The following is a 16,978-nucleotide window of genomic DNA, read 5'->3' on the forward strand; positions in this document are numbered from 1 at the left end:
TGCAAGTGCTTAACAAAACTATGTCGAATTCATCCCTTACTTTGGCTCAGTTAGAGCAAAAAAATGCCTTTATCCGCCGCCACGTCGGCCCGGGTGAAGAAGAAATTCAAGCCATGCTGGCATCTGTGGGCGCTGACTCACTGGATGATCTGATGGCACAAACTGTACCGGCAGCTATTCAACTGGATAAACCCATTGAAGTAGGTGGTGGCGAGACAGAAGTTGATGCACTGGCTGCACTGAAAGCCGTGGCTTCTAAAAACAAAATCAACCGCTCTTTTATCGGTATGGGTTATTACGACACCCACGTACCGAACGTTATTCTGCGTAACGTGCTGGAAAATCCGGGCTGGTACACGGCATACACGCCGTATCAACCTGAAATCGCCCAGGGTCGTCTTGAAGCCATTCTGAACTTCCAGCAGGTCACTATTGATTTGACCGGTCTGGAACTGGCCTCAGCCTCATTGCTGGACGAAGGCACAGCGGCCGCAGAAGCCATGGCTCTGGCCAAGCGTGTTTCGAAAAACAAAAAAGCGAACCTGTTCTTTATCGCTGATGATGTGCACCCGCAAACCAAAGACGTGGTAGAAACCCGCGCTGAAATGTTTGGTTTCGGTATCGTTAGCGGTCCTGCAGAAGAAGCCGCAGAGCACGATGTGTTCGGTGCGCTGCTGCAATACCCGACTACCACCGGTGAAGTAAAAGATATCAGCGACATCATTGCGGCGGTACAAGCCAAAAAAGGTATTGTTGCTGTAGCGGCAGATCTGATGAGCCTGGTTATGCTTAAATCGCCGGGCGAGCTGGGTGCTGACGTGGCACTGGGTAGTGCACAGCGTTTCGGTGTACCGATGGGCTACGGTGGTCCTCACGCTGCGTTTTTCGCAACCCGTGATGCCTACAAGCGTTCATTACCAGGCCGTATCATCGGTGTAAGTAAAGACACCCGTGGCCGTCCTGCGCTGCGCATGGCGCTGCAAACCCGCGAACAGCATATCCGTCGTGAAAAGGCCAACTCTAACATCTGTACTGCACAGGTGCTGCTGGCCAACATGGCGTCTTTCTACGCCGTTTATCATGGTCCTGAAGGCCTGAAAACCATCGCTAACCGCATTCACCGTTTCGCCGATATTCTGGCAACCGGCTTAACGCAAAAAGGCGTTGCGCTGAAGCACAGCACTTTCTTCGATACGTTAACCGTGATGGTGGATAACAAAGCAGAAGTGCTTGAAGCGGCTTATGCCCGCGGACTGAACCTGCGTGCCGACCTTGAAGGCGCTGTAGGTGTGTCGTTAGATGAAACCACCACCCGTGCGGATATTGCCGGCCTGTTCGATGTACTGCTGGGTGGCGATCACGGTTTAACCGTGGATGATCTGGACGCTGAAGTTACCACACAGGGCAGCCAGTCTATTCCTGCTGATCTGGTACGTACGTCTGATTTCCTGACCCATGATGTATTTAACTCGTATCACTCAGAAACTGAGATGCTGCGTTACATCAAGTCACTGGAAAACAAAGATTTAGCACTGAACCACTCAATGATTTCATTGGGTTCATGCACCATGAAACTGAACGCGACAGCCGAAATGATTCCGGTCACCTGGCCTGAGTTCGGTCAGCTTCACCCGTTCGCGCCTGTGGACCAGGCTTCCGGTTATCAGGAAATGATTGGTGAACTGAGCGAGTGGCTTATCAACATCACCGGTTACGACGCATTATCTATGCAGCCTAACTCCGGTGCACAGGGTGAATATGCCGGTCTGCTGGCGATTCAGCGCTACCACGAAAGCCGTGGCGAAGGTCACCGTAATGTGTGCCTGATCCCAAGTTCAGCGCACGGTACAAACCCGGCGTCTGCGCAAATGGTCAGCCTGAACGTGGTTGTTGTGGCGTGTGATAAGAACGGTAACGTTGATTTAGCTGACTTGCGTAAGAAAGCAGAAGAAGTGGGTGATAACCTGTCTTGTGCCATGATCACCTATCCGTCTACCCACGGTGTTTACGAAGAAACTATCCGTGAAATCTGCGACATCGTGCACCAGTACGGCGGTCAGGTTTACATGGACGGTGCGAACATGAACGCACAGGTAGGCGTTACGTCACCGGGCTTCATCGGCTCAGACGTATCGCACCTGAATCTGCACAAAACCTTCTGTATTCCTCACGGTGGTGGCGGCCCCGGTATGGGACCAATTGGTGTGAAATCACACCTTGCGCCTTTCCTGCCAAACCACGCAGTGGTAAACATTGAAGGTACAGGTAAAGATTGTGGTGCAGTATCAGCCGCGCCATGGGGCAGTGCATCTATTCTGCCAATCAGCTACATGTATATCAAAATGATGGGCTCGGAAGGTTTACGTAAAGCGACTGAAGTTGCCATCTTAAATGCTAACTATGTGGCGAAGGCGCTGGAAGGCCATTACCCGGTACTGTACAAAGGCCGTAACGGTCGTGTTGCCCACGAATGTATTATCGACCTGCGTCAGCTTAAAGAAGCGTCTGGTGTTACAGAAATGGACATCGCCAAGCGTCTTAACGACTACGGTTTCCACGCACCGACCATGAGCTTCCCGGTAGCCGGCACGCTGATGATCGAGCCAACGGAATCTGAAGCCAAATACGAGCTGGACCGCTTCATTGAAGCCATGGTCAGCATTCGCAACGAAATCGCCAAAGTGGAAAGCGGCGAGTGGGATGCCACAGACAACCCGCTTCACAATGCACCACACACACTGGCCGACATCTGCGACAGCGACTGGACCCGCAGCTACGACCGTCAGGTCGCCGCTTACCCGGTTGAGTCTGTTGCCCGCAACAAGTTCTGGCCAAGCGTAAATCGTATCGACGACGTATACGGCGACCGCAACCTGATTTGCTCTTGTCCAAGTATTGAGAGCTATATTGAGGAGTGAGGCTTCACTTTTCGGCGCTGATTGTTTGAGATTGACGTTTTAGATTGATGGAAGGCGAACCGGTTGGTTCGCCTTTTTTGTTTAAGTGCTTTCTCACAAGCCCTCAAATTGTTCTCGTGCACTAATTTCTTGAGCACCTGATTATTTTATCTACACTAGGCTACTTACTTATTGGTTAACTTGTAATTTTGACGCTAAAAAAGCAATTATTTCGTTCAGTTTCTCAACATTTGCAAAAAACCTTGCAGGGTAAGCACTAGAGTGATTTTCTTCAATATAATCCTCAGTCGCATCAGATAATAAATCAAGCATATTTGATAATTTGTGTTCATCGGGTGAAACGAGCTCCGAAGCAGAAGATATTTTGCTTACCTTATTAATAAGAAGTGCTGTTAAAACTCTATTAGCGTGCGTAATTATAAGGTGCTTTTTACGATTAGCCGAACGGTCAATATTTTTTAGCTTATTGGTAATCAGTGTTTCGATAACACGGAAGTGAAGGACAGCATTTACGACTTTTATACCTGAAACACTCGGATTAAAAACTGCCTTATAGAGACTACCTTCCAGATTTTCAAAAAACCTTCCTCGCTGAGCTTTTAATGTCGCGAGAATGGATGAAGAAAGTGTTAAACACGCCAAACTATCAAGAGCTTCATCTAAGTCTATAATATTTGGATCGATAGTTCCCGGTTGGATGTTTGTTCGGAGCAACTGGTATTGATAACTCTCCACCGCGAGCTCCTTTGCAATTCTTAATTGCTCGGAGTGCTGTGAAGCAAAATCCCTACCTAGTACTCTGTTTTGATGGTTATTAGCTTTGGTTATTGCAGTCGCTACATCTGCGTTTTCTATATCACTTACCTTAATGAATCTAGCGGGCACTTTAATTTCTGAGAGAGTATTTGCACTTTCATCTGACACGGTTTTGAACAATTGGCCTACCGTACTAACCGTTTGCGCTCCATTAATTACGCTGGCATTAGTGAAAGTAAATGTCCCTCTACTAGTTCCTCTGTTATTATTACGCCTGTGTGGCTGTATGTCCGAGACTAGAAGCGTTATACCATTGTTGTAATACCAAAACATTTCTGGACGGTTAAGAGCTGTTTCTTTAATAGATTCATTGACTTCCGTGTTTCCTAATAAGTTTCGAATATTCTTTGCGAAAAGTCGTGGACCGTGGGACTGCCACCATTCCATTATTTGGTCGCCACTTATCTGACCGTAAAATGCAAGATGTGGAGAATCTTTCTGACCATAGTACTCTATATCAACATCAACTAGGTCTATATTGATTTGTGAGCCAGCTTGAAGCCATTCTGTTAAGTCTTCTGCTGAAACGAGATGAACTTGGAAAGGTAATTCATCTTGTGGCGTATTTTCTTGAGCTAATGCCGCAGAGTTAAGCTCATCTTGCCAAGCTTGCATGTCTTCTAGAATCTCTTCAGCCGCACCTCGTTTACCAGTATGAGCCATTACAAAGAGAAATTTATAATCTTGAGAGTCGAGTCCGATGTCGATGTCATTTGACATTCGCTGCAAAATCTCATCAAATCTCGAATATTGTTCAAGTTGAAGTTTTTCACAGGCGTCCTTGAAAGATAGGAAGTCGTTTTTTGACCAAGTGCCGTTTCCAGTTTGATTGAATTTAGATTGCACTATTACAACAACTTTCTCGCTATGATTTACACAAATGCCATCAATGCCGCCGTCGGTTGAACTGTCGCAGACACTATTCCCCGCTAAATCATCTTCGACAGAGGCCAAGTTGAATATAGTGAACGCGGCTATAGCTCTACTAGCCATTTTAACATCATAGTCTTTTTGTCCTAGTTCACACTCTCTTTTGTGTATATGATCTTCATATCTTTCTCTCAAAGTTTTCCCGAGTCGCTGAGCTACAATTTTTGATGTTGCTGCTGCAGGAACTGCATTATCTTCAATTTTTATTTCTTTGATAAATGCCATTTTAGATTCCATTCTTAAGTCAATATTGGTGCTTAGAGCAAATGTTGGTATGAATAGCCACCAAAGAAGCTATATTTTTATAAAAATCATCAAACTAACCTAAGTTATTAAAAGCATTAGATAAAGTAAAGTTTTTATTTGGCTTGTTAGTGTGGTTTTCAATTTACTGTATAAGGTTTCAATTTTTTTAATGACGTATCTTTTTCAGATTTCGTGATTCTAACTGAATATGTCAGAATGGTTTGAAATGAATGGACGCCGTTAGCACTTTAAGCTAAAAATCTGAGTTCAAGAAAGTCGCAGTCATAAGAGGTTTTAAATGGACTTATTCTCTTTCCTGAAAGTCAGCATGCCTGAACTTACACCCGAAGATACAAAAATTCACTTTGCCGCCCACAACGGAACAGAGAATCCGCTGGATGTTTTTCTGGCGGGTGAGTTTGACCTTTGGCAGCAATATCAAACTCGCAGAAACTTTAACCGGCCATACGTGATCGGTTTGATCCCGTTAGCGGCGGAAGACCGGTATTTATTTACCGGCGTTTATCATGTGAAAGGTATGCGGGATCAGGAGGAGGGTGTTGGCTATTTCTACGACCTCGAACCGGAAGAACGGGTTCTTGAATACGCAGGCAGATTAGTCATCGATATTGTTTTTCGGGACCGTGCCCGTTACCGTTACGCTGAATCTTTATCAGATCGTCTGAAAATAGCGGAATTCAAAGAAGAGAAGCTTTCACTGTCGGATTTCCCCGGTTATCACAATGTGGATATTTCAAAGAGTGAACTCGATATGATTATCCGCCAGAACATTCCAACCTGGCGCGGTGCACTGGAAAGTGTTGCGGGTATTTACCTGATTTCAGATACTCAGAATGGACAGCTTTACGTGGGCAGTGCGACAGGCCTGGGTGGCATTTATAGTCGCTGGGCTACTTACGCTGCAACCGGCCACGGCGGCAATGTGTTGCTTAAGGCGTTGTTAGATAAAGAGGAAACATCTGCTAGTGCTTTCCGCTATTCGATTCTGGAAATCGCTGATACACATGCAAGTCATGACGACATCCTGAAACGGGAAAGTCACTGGAAGCGTATACTGCTTTCCCGATCCCACGGTCTCAACGCGAACTAGGTGCTGGCGATATTCACAGCGCCACACTTTCCCCCTTCATTCAGGATTATTGATGGCGGCTTTGCATTAATCTCCGGATGCATTTTCAGCAAACGCCCGGGCGGAGAAGGGGAGTTATGGTCTGCCATTTGCCACTGGCATTTTCATAACCCCACGGAATCGTCACTTTGCAGGCAAGGTCTTCAGCGGTAACAAGCGCGTCTTTCTGTTCTTCACTTCATACATCCGTCATAGGATACGTCAGCACCAGCATATGAGTGATATTCAGTAAACAGTGTGTCAGTACGGCAAAAATAATGCGACCGGTTAGAATATATACGGCACCGTAAAGTAACCCCGCTACCGTAGCGACAATCATGTAGTTGGTGCCGCCTGCAAAATGGGCTAAACCAAATACTGCGCTGGTTATGGTCAGTACCAGTAAATTACGGGCGGTTGATGAAAGCTTGGCGGGCAGTTTATTCGTTACAAACTTAAACAACAGGCCGCGGAATAACAACTCTTCTGCTACACAGGTGTTGATGAGGTTGGAAAGTGCGAGCAGCGGAAACCATGCCGGTACTGCCACTTGCCAGGTGACGATGCCTGTACTTACCGCAACTATTACAACGGCACCGATACCACATGGCACAAGCAGAACCGGCATCCACCATCTAACCCGGGTGTTTGAGGGGAAGCTACGTTTAATAAGGGGAACAAAGCACAGTGCTGACCAGCTAAACAAGGCTTTGTCCACATTCAAATAGAAGCTGGCGGGTAAACTGCTGGCTTTCAGGGCAATGTTCTCTGCAATCAAAAGCCCCTGGTAACCGGGCAGTTTATGGATGATGAGTCCTGCACTCAGTACGAACCACATCAGTTGAAAGAGTCTGGTTATCCACGGGGTTACCGGTTTACTCTGATGCGCACTCAGGCTCCGGGTGACATAAATATACAAAGCAACAAAAATCAGAAATACGGGAGACAGGGTAACGAAGCAGAGCGCTGACAGCAGCAAAAAAGGCAGGCCAAACTTTACCCATTGAGAAGCACTAAATGCGCTGGCAATGAGTAAAGCGGATACAACCAGGTATTCTGCCACCCCTGTTAATCCGCACTTTGCGGACGGAACACAATCTTCCCGGACTCAACGGTCATCGACAGCGGCATGTTTGTCAGCCATGCATAACCGGAGGGGACGTTCTTCACTTCATACACCGGTTGATCCATTAAAGACTGATTCAGCAGCCCCATTACTTTACTGCTTACAGGCGCGAGGTTGCCGCGATAGCCCATGGCATCCACGGTGGTGTCGTTGAGCACCAGTGAGCGGATAAATACCGCTTTTTTGCTTGAGTCGTAGTAGGGCATACCTTCGACATCCAGCTTCACTTTGGCGGGGTAGGTGAGTCCCAGAACCGACAACGTGGCAGTGGCATCAGCAATTAGCTGAATGGTCTGACGGTTGTCCGGCCCCACATTCACCTGCATGTCGTTGACTTCGAGCAGAATGGGAATTCCGAAGATAGAAGCCTGTTCCTGCAGGCTGGTAACCTGTTTATCCAGCTCCCGTTGCAGTTCTGCACTGGTTACGCTGTAAGACGCAAGAGAAGCCAGCGTGCTGCAACCGGCGATGATGATACACACTAAAACCACTAATAGGCGGCTGGCTGATATTTTATTCATAAAGACTCCGGATTAGATACAGAAAGCCGGCTTACCAGCGCGGTGTGCGCTGAATGTGTTTTGCCGGCGGGACGATCACATCAACCAAATTTACTGTCTGCCACAAAGGGATTGGTTTTACGCTCATGCCCGATGGTGCTGGTCGGGCCGTGGCCGGGATACACTTTCATTTCATCAGGCAGAGTAAACAGCTTGCTGCGGATACTGTCGATGAGTTGCTGATGATTTCCCTGCGGAAAATCTGTGCGGCCAATGGAACCGGCGAACAGGATATCGCCCACTATGACCGTATTCGTGGTTCTTTCAACCAGCGCCACATGACCGGGTGTATGGCCGGGGCAGTGCAGCACCTCAAGTGTAAGGTTTCCCACTGTTATTGTGTCGTTGTCGTTCAGCCACTGGTCCGGCGCAAATGGTGTGGCGGGCGGAAAGCCAAACATCTGGCTCTGCATTGGCAGGCCGTCGAGCCAGAACTTATCGCCGGTATGCGGGCCGATAACGGGCACATTGTAATGGGATGCCACTTCAGTAGTCGCGCCTACGTGGTCAAGGTGTCCGTGGGTGAGGATAACTTTTTCTATGGTTACACCATTTTGCGTTACCGCATCGTACAGTTTGCTGCTGTCGCCACCGGGATCGACAAGTGCCCCTTTCATGGTGTCAGGATCCCAGATGAGGGAGCAATTTTGTGCAAAGGGAGTAACAGGAATAACGCGTATGTTCACAGGATGGCCCGGCAAAAGTGTTTCCCGCATTCTAGCAACAGCACAGCAAGAACTGAAGATAGTGTAGAATACCGGTTTTCATTCCTGCACTGTGATGCACAAAAGAAAGGACGTTGTTGTTGTCAGACATGGCTGTCCGGCCTAATTTTGCCGGCAAATTATTTGGTAAACCTACACTCACCCTCACTAACGAAAACCTGGTTTTTACTCATCGCGGCAGAAAAGACAGATATCTTCCGTTGGCCTCAGTCCGCACGTTATTTAAGGTAAAGAAACGGTTTTTGGGTGATGAACTGCGACTGGAAGGTGCAAAGACGACAGTTCGCTACCGGTTTCTTAAGTCTGAAAATGTGGAGGCGTTACAGGCAGCAGCGAATAAAATCATCCGCAGGCATTTAAAGGTGTATCTGCAAGCCGTTTTTACCGAATTTAATGACAACGTAAAGCTGCAATACCCTAAAGACTCGCAGGAAGAAGCACTGTGCTCACTTATTGATTCCCTGTACAGAGATTACAGTAATTATCAGGCTGACTGGCAAGCCATGCTTTCGGCAGATGCTGTTGCTGCGGTGGAAGATATTCTGAGTCTGTATCCCTTCGATATGGCAAAGTTGCGGTCGTATCACGAGCAATTGCAATTGAAAGCCCGCAGTGGATTTTTTGATACGGTTGAGTCGAACCCCTTAACCACTGAACAGCGTCTGGCGGTGCTGCGTTCCAACGACAGAAACATGGTGCTGGCGGCTGCCGGTACAGGGAAGACCTCGGTCATGGTGGCAAAAACGCTGGACTTGATTGACCGTGATCTGGCAAAGCCGCAGGACATTCTGGTGCTAGCCTATAACCGTACTGCGTCCCTGGAGTTGAAAACGCGTTTGCTGGATAAAGCGCAGAAACACACTATTAAACTGGATACTGAACCGCAGATTGGGACGTTTCATGCGCTTGGCCGGCAGATTTTGCAGGAGGCCGGTCGTTCTACACATATCAGTGTATTTGCGGAAAACAGCGCGAAATTAAAGACGTGGATAGCGCAATGGATGAATGAGTACACCGCAGAAGACGCTGCCCGTGAACAGCTGTTGATTAACATGCTTTCTGTGCAGGAAGGTCGGGAGACGCAACTAAGCGGGCAGGCACTGATAACTGCCGCGACAGAACTGCTTACTAAAGCTTTGCAGGCGATGCGGGTAGAGGGATTAAACAGATCACGTGTCAGCAAACGGCTGACGGAGGCGGGTATAAAACCGGCAGGGAAAATTGCAGGTTTACTCTGTGTGCTTCATAAAGACTACGTGAACGAACTTAAGCGGCAGGATTGCATCGATTTTGATGATTTGATCACCCGGGCGACAGAGTTAGTTGAAAAAGGGACGTTTATCCCGCGCTGGAAATACATTCTGGTAGATGAATTTCAGGATATTTCTGCGTCAAGGATGGCGCTGATCACAGCGTTGGTGGATAGAGCAAAGGCAAACGGTGTGGCAACATCGCTTACAGTGGTGGGAGATGACTGGCAGTCTGTTTACCGGTTCTCCGGCGGTAAGCTTTCGCTGACCTCCCGCTTCGGGGAAGTTGCCGGCAGCTATACCGAAACCAAACTGCAAAAAACGTTTCGCTACAATAACAGCATCGCTGACACCGCCGGTCAATTTATCATGGAAAATCCGGAGCAGTTCAGGAAGTCCATCGACACGCATACCAAAACGGATACGCCGCAGATCTTTCTGCTGGATGATAAACCGGGTAATGAAAACGGGGTAGGCGAGCGCGTAGCGGAAGTCGTCAGCAAAATCCGCAGCAATGAACCTGCAAGTACAGTGGCAGTGATTGCCCGCTATAACTTTTTGTTGGATGAAGCAAAACACGCACTGAGCAAACAAAACCTGAACAACAATGTGCATTTCTGGAGTTTTCACAAAGCTAAAGGGCTGGAAGCAGATCATTGCATTCTGATTGGGTTTTCCGGTGGCAAGAACGGATTTCCGGGCACCTCCAGGGAAGATGCGCTTATCGAAGCACTGCTGCCCTCGTCTGATACTTATCCCCACGCCGAAGAAAGACGGCTGATGTATGTGGGACTTACCCGCGCAAAGCACAAGTGTTACATCATTGCTGATCCCGTCTCGCCATCAGTATTTGTTACCGAACTGCTTGGTACGAAATACAACGTCAGCGTGGCATCTGCAGCAATTTCGCTTATGAAATCAGCAGAATTTTAATTGTCTGTTTTTTTTACAAGGGTTTGTTCTGAATGTTGGTGTTTTTTGTTTTAGTGCTTATTTTTCAGTTGGTTAGAAGTTGGCATTTATTATGCTAAATACATCCTGTAGTGTAGTAATCTAACCCGAAGGAAGAGTAAACATGAGAAGTTTGTTAGTTTTTGTTTGTAGTATCTTAGCCACGTCTGCGAATGCAGGATTAATCAACTATTCCGATGAAGCCTCTTTTTTGGCAGACGCCGGTACAGGTCTTACTTTAATCGATTTTGACAGCGCAACCGGTTCAACGACGTCTTATACCGAATCAGGTGTAACGTTTGCTACTAACGGTACAGAAGCTGACGCTATCGTAATTGGCGACTTTGCAAGTACAGGTTCATCTCAGATTTTTTCAAACTATTTTGACAATAATCTGATTATTACCTTTGCCGGCACTGGTATTAATGCTTTCGGTTCGGACATCTTTTCCCTTTTTAACGGCAGCATCTTATCGTTTGAATTACTGCTGTCTGATACAACCACAGAAGTTGTGACAGTTGATTCTGCAGATGGCTACTTCGCCACCATTCTTGATGGCGGGAATTATATTACTCAGCTAACCGTAAATTCTCTTTCTGTACAGGCTGAAGGTCTGGATAACTTCTACTTCGGTACTGTTGCAACCTCAACACCACCCACTTCTGTGGCAGAGCCGGCAACTTTGGGTGTCTTCGCTCTTGCCTTATCCGGATTGGCCGGTTTGAGAAGACGGGCACGCTAATTCAGATTGAATGATTCCAAATACTAAAAAGTCTGCTCCGGCAGACTTTTTTTATACCATGCGCGCTGGCCCGGAAGACGCAAAGCTCTGTCTTTTCTTCAGCATGTCTTATGCATAAGGTCAATCCTGTATGTATCGGGTACAATGCGCCCGTTTAATGATTGCAAGGTGCGGGTTATGGGATTTTCAGATTTAGGTTTACGCGTTCAGTTACTGTCTGTGCTCGATGCACTGGGCTATCGCACGCCCACGCCGGTTCAGCAGGCGGCTATCCCTCATGTGCTGGCTGGTAGGGACGTGATGGCCGGTGCACAAACCGGTACGGGAAAAACGGCTGCTTTTGCGCTGCCGCTTATCCAGCGTTTACTGGAGCAGGATACCTGTGAAAAAGCACTTCGTGTGCTGGTGCTCACGCCTACCCGTGAACTGGCTCAGCAGGTTTATCAGAGCTTTGTGAAATACAGTGATGGCCTGGGGATCAATACCGTAGTCGCGTATGGCGGTGTGAGTATTAATCCGCAAATAGAAGCGTTGAGTGCGGGGTGCGATGTGCTGGTGGCAACGCCGGGACGCTTGCTGGAACTGGCTATCAAAGAACTGATTGATTTGAGCACGCTGCAGACTTTTGTGCTTGATGAGGCCGACCGCATGCTGGATATGGGGTTTATTATCGATATTAAGCGGGTACTGAAGCGCTTGCCTGAACAGCGTCAGACCCTGTTCTTTTCTGCCACATTTAATGATGAAGTGTATGCACTGAAAGACTCGCTGCTCACCTCACCGGAACTAATTGAAGTTGCGCCGCGCAACGCCACAGCAGATAAGGTGGAGCAACGCTTTTATGAAGTGGACAAAAAGCGTAAAGCCGGCCTGATAGCCTACATGATAGGTGCTAAAAACTGGCAGCAGGTGCTTATTTTTACCCGTACAAAGCAGGCGGTGGACGAACTGGTCACTGAGCTGGAAAAAGATGGGATCAGTGCCGCCGGTGTACATGGTGATAAGTCTCAGGGCGCGAGAGGGCGGGGGCTTGATGCATTTAAAGCCGGACAGGTGCGGGCGCTGGTGGCCACTGATGTTGCGGCACGGGGGCTGGATATTCAGTCTTTGCAGTACGTCATTAACTATGAGTTACCTTATAACGCTGAAGACTATATTCACCGTATTGGCCGCACGGGACGTGCCGGTCAGGCTGGTATCGCCGTATCGCTGCTTTGTGGCAAAGAAAAGTATCTGCTTGAAGAAATTGAAAAGCTCACCGGCGACAGTGCGGTGTTACAGTGGGAGCCGGGGTTTGAGCCTGATCCGTCGGGACAGGAAGACGCCACCGGCAGCCAGCGGCCGTTATCGAAAAAGGCCCTCAGAGCGAAAGCATTGGGTCAGGATAATAAAGGCAAGCGTAAATCTGGCAAGCCCCGCCGCCGGCGATGAACCGGCGGGCTATTTCGACTCAATCAACTTGACCCAGTGGGGCAGACTGCCAATATTTTCGAGGATAATTTTAAAACTCATCAGAATGGGCACAGCCAGCAGCACACCCACAACGCCCCACAGCCAACCTGCCACTGACAGCCAGAGTATGATGATAAGCGGATTCAACCGCATACTTCTTCCCAGTACGGTAGGTGTGACAAGCTGAGACTCCACAACATTAATGCACATGAAAGCAAACGCCGGTAACAGTGCCGTCGCAACCAGACCGAACTGCACCACGCCGGCAACCAGCAATATGCTGCAACTTACCAGACCGCCAAGGTAGGGAACGAAATTCAGCAGCGCTACCAGTGAACCCCATAAAATTGCATCTTCAACGCCGATGTAGGTGAGGACTATAGCTGTGGCGACGCCGAGCAGACCGTTGATCATACTCACCGTTACTATGTAAGCAGACAGTTCCCGCTGTATATGATTAACCAGAACCAGTGCTCGGCGCTTGTTGGTGACGACCGGAAAGTCGCGGATGAACACATTAAATAACGCCGGGCCATACACCAGCAGGAAAAAGATAAGGATCATACAGCCAAAAATTTGTGCCAGCAGCAGGGGAGCTGTACTCATTATGGTAATAGCGACTTCCATCCCGCTTTGCTTCAGTTTGCCGGTAACGATGTTTTCCTGCGGTTGTTCCGGCTTAACTTCCTCATCATCACCGAACCAGTCAAAAAAGGATTTCTCTTCTTTTTCGGCAGGCGGAGCGGGCTCCTGCATGGTGAGGCTGTCACTTAATTCTTCCATTTCTGTAACCACTTCACCGGCAATCTTAGGCAGCGAGTGCATCCACCGCCCGGCAGGTTCTGCCAGTTCTAACCCCAAAAAGGTGAAAGGCGCGACCAGCAATACCATGAGTACCGAGGCGGACAGGGACGGCGGAACATAGAATTTTCTGCCAATGCGGACCAGCGGGCTGAGCAGCAGCGCAATAAATGCGGAAAAGAACAAAGGAATGAGCAGCGATTTGGCAAGATACAGGGTGTAGATCACCGCCAGCATCAGCAGGGTTTTTAGCAACCGTGTTTGTCTTGCTTCACGTAAATAGGGAACAGAACGACTGTCGCTGATTGTCCTTTTCTTTATTGTCTTGCTTTCCATTATCCGGTCCCGGCCTGTGCCCACTTTGTTACAAAATTGTCATGCAATGATTACGCTAACGGAATCGTTCGGTTCACCTGACAATGAAATGATTCGACATGGTAAAACCTGCGGTATTAGACGAATTACCCGGGGCTGGCAGTGGCAAACTGCCGTTTCTTTGCTAACTTTAAACAATATTTTTAACCGATATGTAATTTCAATTCTGTTGCAGCCCAGAGCTTTATTTTTACTGCGCCGGAGCTTTATTTTGCAGGTATTGCCGTGATGAATGACGTTAACGATCGTGAGAACGGATTCGAAACCGTTTTCAGAAATTCAAAAGATGGTCTGGCAATTTTTAAGAATGAAGTCTTTGTAGATTGCAATGATTCCATGCTGGCACTGGTAGGTGTTGAGCAAAGAGATGATTTTATCGGTAAAACCCCTTTAGATTTTTCCCCTGAAACGCAATACGACGGCATGTCTTCGGTAAAGAAGGGGCAGACACTGGTGGCCAAATGCCAGCAAGAGGGGAGTGTGCGCTTTGAATGGATTGTAAAGCGTGCGGGCGGCGATACCCTGCGGGTGGAAATCATTCTGACCAAAATGGTCATGAACGGCGAGGATGTGATTTATGCCAACTGGCGGGATATTTCTGAAAAGAAAGCCCTGGAGCTGGAACTGGCAGAGCAGAAAAATACCTTTGAAACGCTGTTTAATGATTCCAAAGATGGTCTGAGCCTGTTGGTTAATGACAAGTTTATTGATTGCAATAAAGCTCTGCTGGATATGTTCGGTTATACCTCAAAAGAGAAGATACTTGGCCTTACGCCTATGGACCTCTCACCGGAGTATCAAGGCGATGGTCGCCGCTCTGTGGATGTGGTAGCCGACAATGCCAGACAAGTTGCCGGATACGGCAACAAAACGCTGGAGTGGCTGCACCAGCGGGAGGACGGTTCACTTTTCTGGACTGAGATCATCGTGATTGAAATTAAATTGAATGGCGGGCCGGCTATTTATGCTATCACCCGCGATATTTCCGAAAAGAAAGCCCTGCAGGAAAAAATCATCAGCAGAAATGAAGCGCTGAATGCAACAAACCGCAGTTTGTCGGAAACCATTGAAAGCCTGAAACAGGCACAAAGCAAGCTGGTGGAGTCAGAAAAAATGGCCAGCCTCGGGTCGCTGGTTGCCGGCGTTGCTCATGAGATTAATACGCCGGTGGGTATAGGTCTTACCGGTATTACCCAACTGATGGAAGAGTGCCGCGATATCCATGCCCGTTACGAACAGGGAAACCTGACAGAAAACGATTTTGAAGATTATCTCAACAGCGCCAGTGAACTGGCCGGCATGATAAAGAAGAATATCGACAGAACGGCCCAGCTGGTGCGCAGCTTTAAGCAGGTGGCTGTTGATCAAACCAGTGAAGAAGATCGCGAAGTCAACCTCAGTCAGTACGTGGATGAAATCCTGTTCAGCCTGGGGTCTGTGTTACGTAAGGCGAACGTGGTTGTGACGACCGAATGCCGCGACGACATGAACGTGATTACTAACCCCGGCCTGCTTTCACAGGTCATCACCAATCTGATTGTAAACTCTGTCAATCACGGCTTTAAGGATCGTGAGTCAGGTAATATCTCCATTGCAATCAGTGAACAGGAAGATGATATGTATCTGCTGCAATACCGGGATAACGGCAAGGGGATCAGTAAGGAAAATCTGAGCCGGATTTTCGACCCGTTTTTCACCACTAACCGGGGGCATGGCGGCACAGGTCTGGGGCTGAATATTACTTACAATATTGTGACTAACGCCCTGGGCGGTTCAATTGCGTGTAACAGCACAGAGAATGAAGGCGTTGAATTTATCATCAGGTTTAAAGTGAAGGCCCGCCTCAATTAATACACAACCGTTTTAAAAAGCACGGGCTGTAAGTTGTGAAACTTTTCGTTGTTGTTTATTCTTTAAGACAATAAAAAACTTAGATAATAAGCGGTTATGGAAGAAGAATTACAGCAGGCGCAGGCCATATACGATACCCTCATTGAGTTCGCGGTGACATACAGTTTTCAGATCCTCGGCGCACTGGTTATTTTGTTCGTCGGCTGGTGGATGGCGGCGAAGATAGGCGATATGGTCGAGAACCTGATGACCGGCCGCAATATCGATATTACCCTCAGCCGGTTCACCGGCGGGGCCTGTAAGATTCTCGTGCTGGCGCTGGTGATTATCATTGCTCTGGGCAATATCGGAATCAGCGTAACACCGTTAATTGCTGCTGTCGGTGCCATTGGCCTTGGTGCAGGCCTTGCGATTCAGGGCATGCTGGCAAACTATGCTGCGGGCTTTACCATCATCATCACCCGGCCCTTTGTTCTCGGTGATACTATTCAGGTCAGAGGCGTTTCCGGAGTGGTTGATAAAGTCATGCTGCCTTACACCATTCTGATTGACGAAGATAACGTACATATTCAGATCCCTAACAAACTGATTGTGGGTGAAATTCTGCATAACTCAGCCGAACAGATGCTTATTGAACTGGAAGTCGGTGTTGCCTATTCCAGTGATGTGGATGCTGTTATTGATGTGCTGCAGCAGGCAGTGAAAACGGTGGAAGGGATCAGTGATGAGAAAGCGCCGGCAATCGGCGTCGACAACTTCGGTGACAGCAGCATAAATTTTGGTGTCCGTGTCTGGGCACTTACTACCCGTCACTTCGAAATCAAATATGCACTGAATAAAGCCATCTATGATGCGCTGAAACATGCTGAAGTTGAGATCCCGTTCCCGCAACGGGAAGTCAGAATGCTGTAAAAAGCGCCTGTTTTTTCTTTATCAAAACGAACCGCGAGGTTCGTTTTTTTTCATCCCAATCTTTTATTCTCCGGCGTCAATGCCCAAACCATTTATCAATTTGCAGTGAATAACACCTGTACTGCGTTATCTGCCTGAAACTACTGTGTGACATTTTCACACCCCGGGTATCTATTTCTTTCCCGTTCTTTGTT

General features: G+C 47.9%; 12 protein-coding genes. 7 read left to right on the forward strand and 5 right to left on the reverse strand.

Features of this window, described 5'->3' with window-relative positions:
- Positions 1-20 precede the first annotated feature (20 nt).
- Complete coding sequence (gcvP, locus tag ACXAGR_RS01740; protein ID WP_474847749.1) at positions 21-2,918, forward strand: aminomethyl-transferring glycine dehydrogenase; 2,898 nt, start codon at positions 21-23, stop codon at positions 2,916-2,918.
- A gap of 168 nt (positions 2,919-3,086) precedes the next feature.
- Here gcvP and ACXAGR_RS01745 read toward each other — a convergent pair whose 3' ends face one another.
- Positions 3,087-4,889 carry an AIPR family protein gene (locus ACXAGR_RS01745; protein WP_474847751.1) on the reverse strand — a complete coding sequence of 601 codons (1,803 nt, stop codon included), beginning with the start codon at positions 4,887-4,889 and terminating at the stop codon, positions 3,087-3,089.
- Between the two features lie 319 nt (positions 4,890-5,208).
- On the opposite strand from ACXAGR_RS01745, the gene ACXAGR_RS01750 reads away from it, so the two are divergent.
- Positions 5,209-6,021 (forward strand): GIY-YIG nuclease family protein, encoded by an 813-nt coding sequence (locus tag ACXAGR_RS01750; RefSeq protein ID WP_474847753.1) that lies wholly within the window; start codon positions 5,209-5,211, stop codon positions 6,019-6,021.
- 217 nt (positions 6,022-6,238) lie between these two features.
- Here the strand turns inward: ACXAGR_RS01750 and ACXAGR_RS01755 are convergent, their stop codons facing one another.
- From ACXAGR_RS01755 to ACXAGR_RS01765, 3 genes are all read right to left on the reverse strand, one after another.
- Positions 6,239-7,102, reverse strand: a complete 864-nt coding sequence (locus ACXAGR_RS01755) for a lysostaphin resistance A-like protein (RefSeq protein WP_474847755.1) — start codon at positions 7,100-7,102, stop codon at positions 6,239-6,241.
- Between the two features lie 5 nt (positions 7,103-7,107).
- Entirely contained in the window at positions 7,108-7,686 is a 579-nt protein-coding gene (locus ACXAGR_RS01760; protein ID WP_474847757.1) for a YceB family lipoprotein, read from the reverse strand.
- An 80-nt stretch (positions 7,687-7,766) separates the two neighbouring features.
- Positions 7,767-8,411 (reverse strand): MBL fold metallo-hydrolase, encoded by a 645-nt coding sequence (locus tag ACXAGR_RS01765; RefSeq protein WP_474842807.1) that lies wholly within the window; start codon positions 8,409-8,411, stop codon positions 7,767-7,769.
- Between the two features lie 128 nt (positions 8,412-8,539).
- Here ACXAGR_RS01765 and ACXAGR_RS01770 point away from each other — a divergent pair, with 128 nt between their 5' ends.
- The 3 genes from ACXAGR_RS01770 to ACXAGR_RS01780 all read left to right on the forward strand — a co-directional run bounded on the left by ACXAGR_RS01770 (position 8,540) and on the right by ACXAGR_RS01780 (position 12,824).
- Positions 8,540-10,633 carry a UvrD-helicase domain-containing protein gene (locus tag ACXAGR_RS01770; RefSeq protein ID WP_474848106.1) on the forward strand — a complete coding sequence of 698 codons (2,094 nt, stop codon included), beginning with the start codon at positions 8,540-8,542 and terminating at the stop codon, positions 10,631-10,633.
- A gap of 142 nt (positions 10,634-10,775) precedes the next feature.
- The gene (locus tag ACXAGR_RS01775) at positions 10,776-11,393 is read left to right on the forward strand and encodes a hypothetical protein (RefSeq protein ID WP_474847759.1); all 618 of its coding nucleotides are present in this window, start codon (positions 10,776-10,778) and stop codon (positions 11,391-11,393) included.
- A gap of 177 nt (positions 11,394-11,570) precedes the next feature.
- Positions 11,571-12,824 carry a DEAD/DEAH box helicase gene (locus ACXAGR_RS01780; RefSeq protein WP_474847761.1) on the forward strand — a complete coding sequence of 418 codons (1,254 nt, stop codon included), beginning with the start codon at positions 11,571-11,573 and terminating at the stop codon, positions 12,822-12,824.
- A gap of 9 nt (positions 12,825-12,833) precedes the next feature.
- Here the strand turns inward: ACXAGR_RS01780 and ACXAGR_RS01785 are convergent, their stop codons facing one another.
- Positions 12,834-13,982, reverse strand: a complete 1,149-nt coding sequence (locus ACXAGR_RS01785) for an AI-2E family transporter (protein WP_474847763.1) — start codon at positions 13,980-13,982, stop codon at positions 12,834-12,836.
- A gap of 267 nt (positions 13,983-14,249) precedes the next feature.
- Between ACXAGR_RS01785 and ACXAGR_RS01790 the strand changes: the two genes are divergently transcribed.
- The gene (locus ACXAGR_RS01790) at positions 14,250-15,872 is read left to right on the forward strand and encodes a PAS domain-containing sensor histidine kinase (protein ID WP_474843453.1); all 1,623 of its coding nucleotides are present in this window, start codon (positions 14,250-14,252) and stop codon (positions 15,870-15,872) included.
- 96 nt (positions 15,873-15,968) lie between these two features.
- Positions 15,969-16,784, forward strand: coding sequence for a mechanosensitive ion channel family protein (locus tag ACXAGR_RS01795; RefSeq protein WP_474842801.1), 816 nt, complete (start codon positions 15,969-15,971; stop codon positions 16,782-16,784).
- The last annotated feature ends 194 nt before the right edge of the window (positions 16,785-16,978 follow it).

Source organism: Alteromonas sp. ABH4_457 (genome assembly GCF_056160625.1).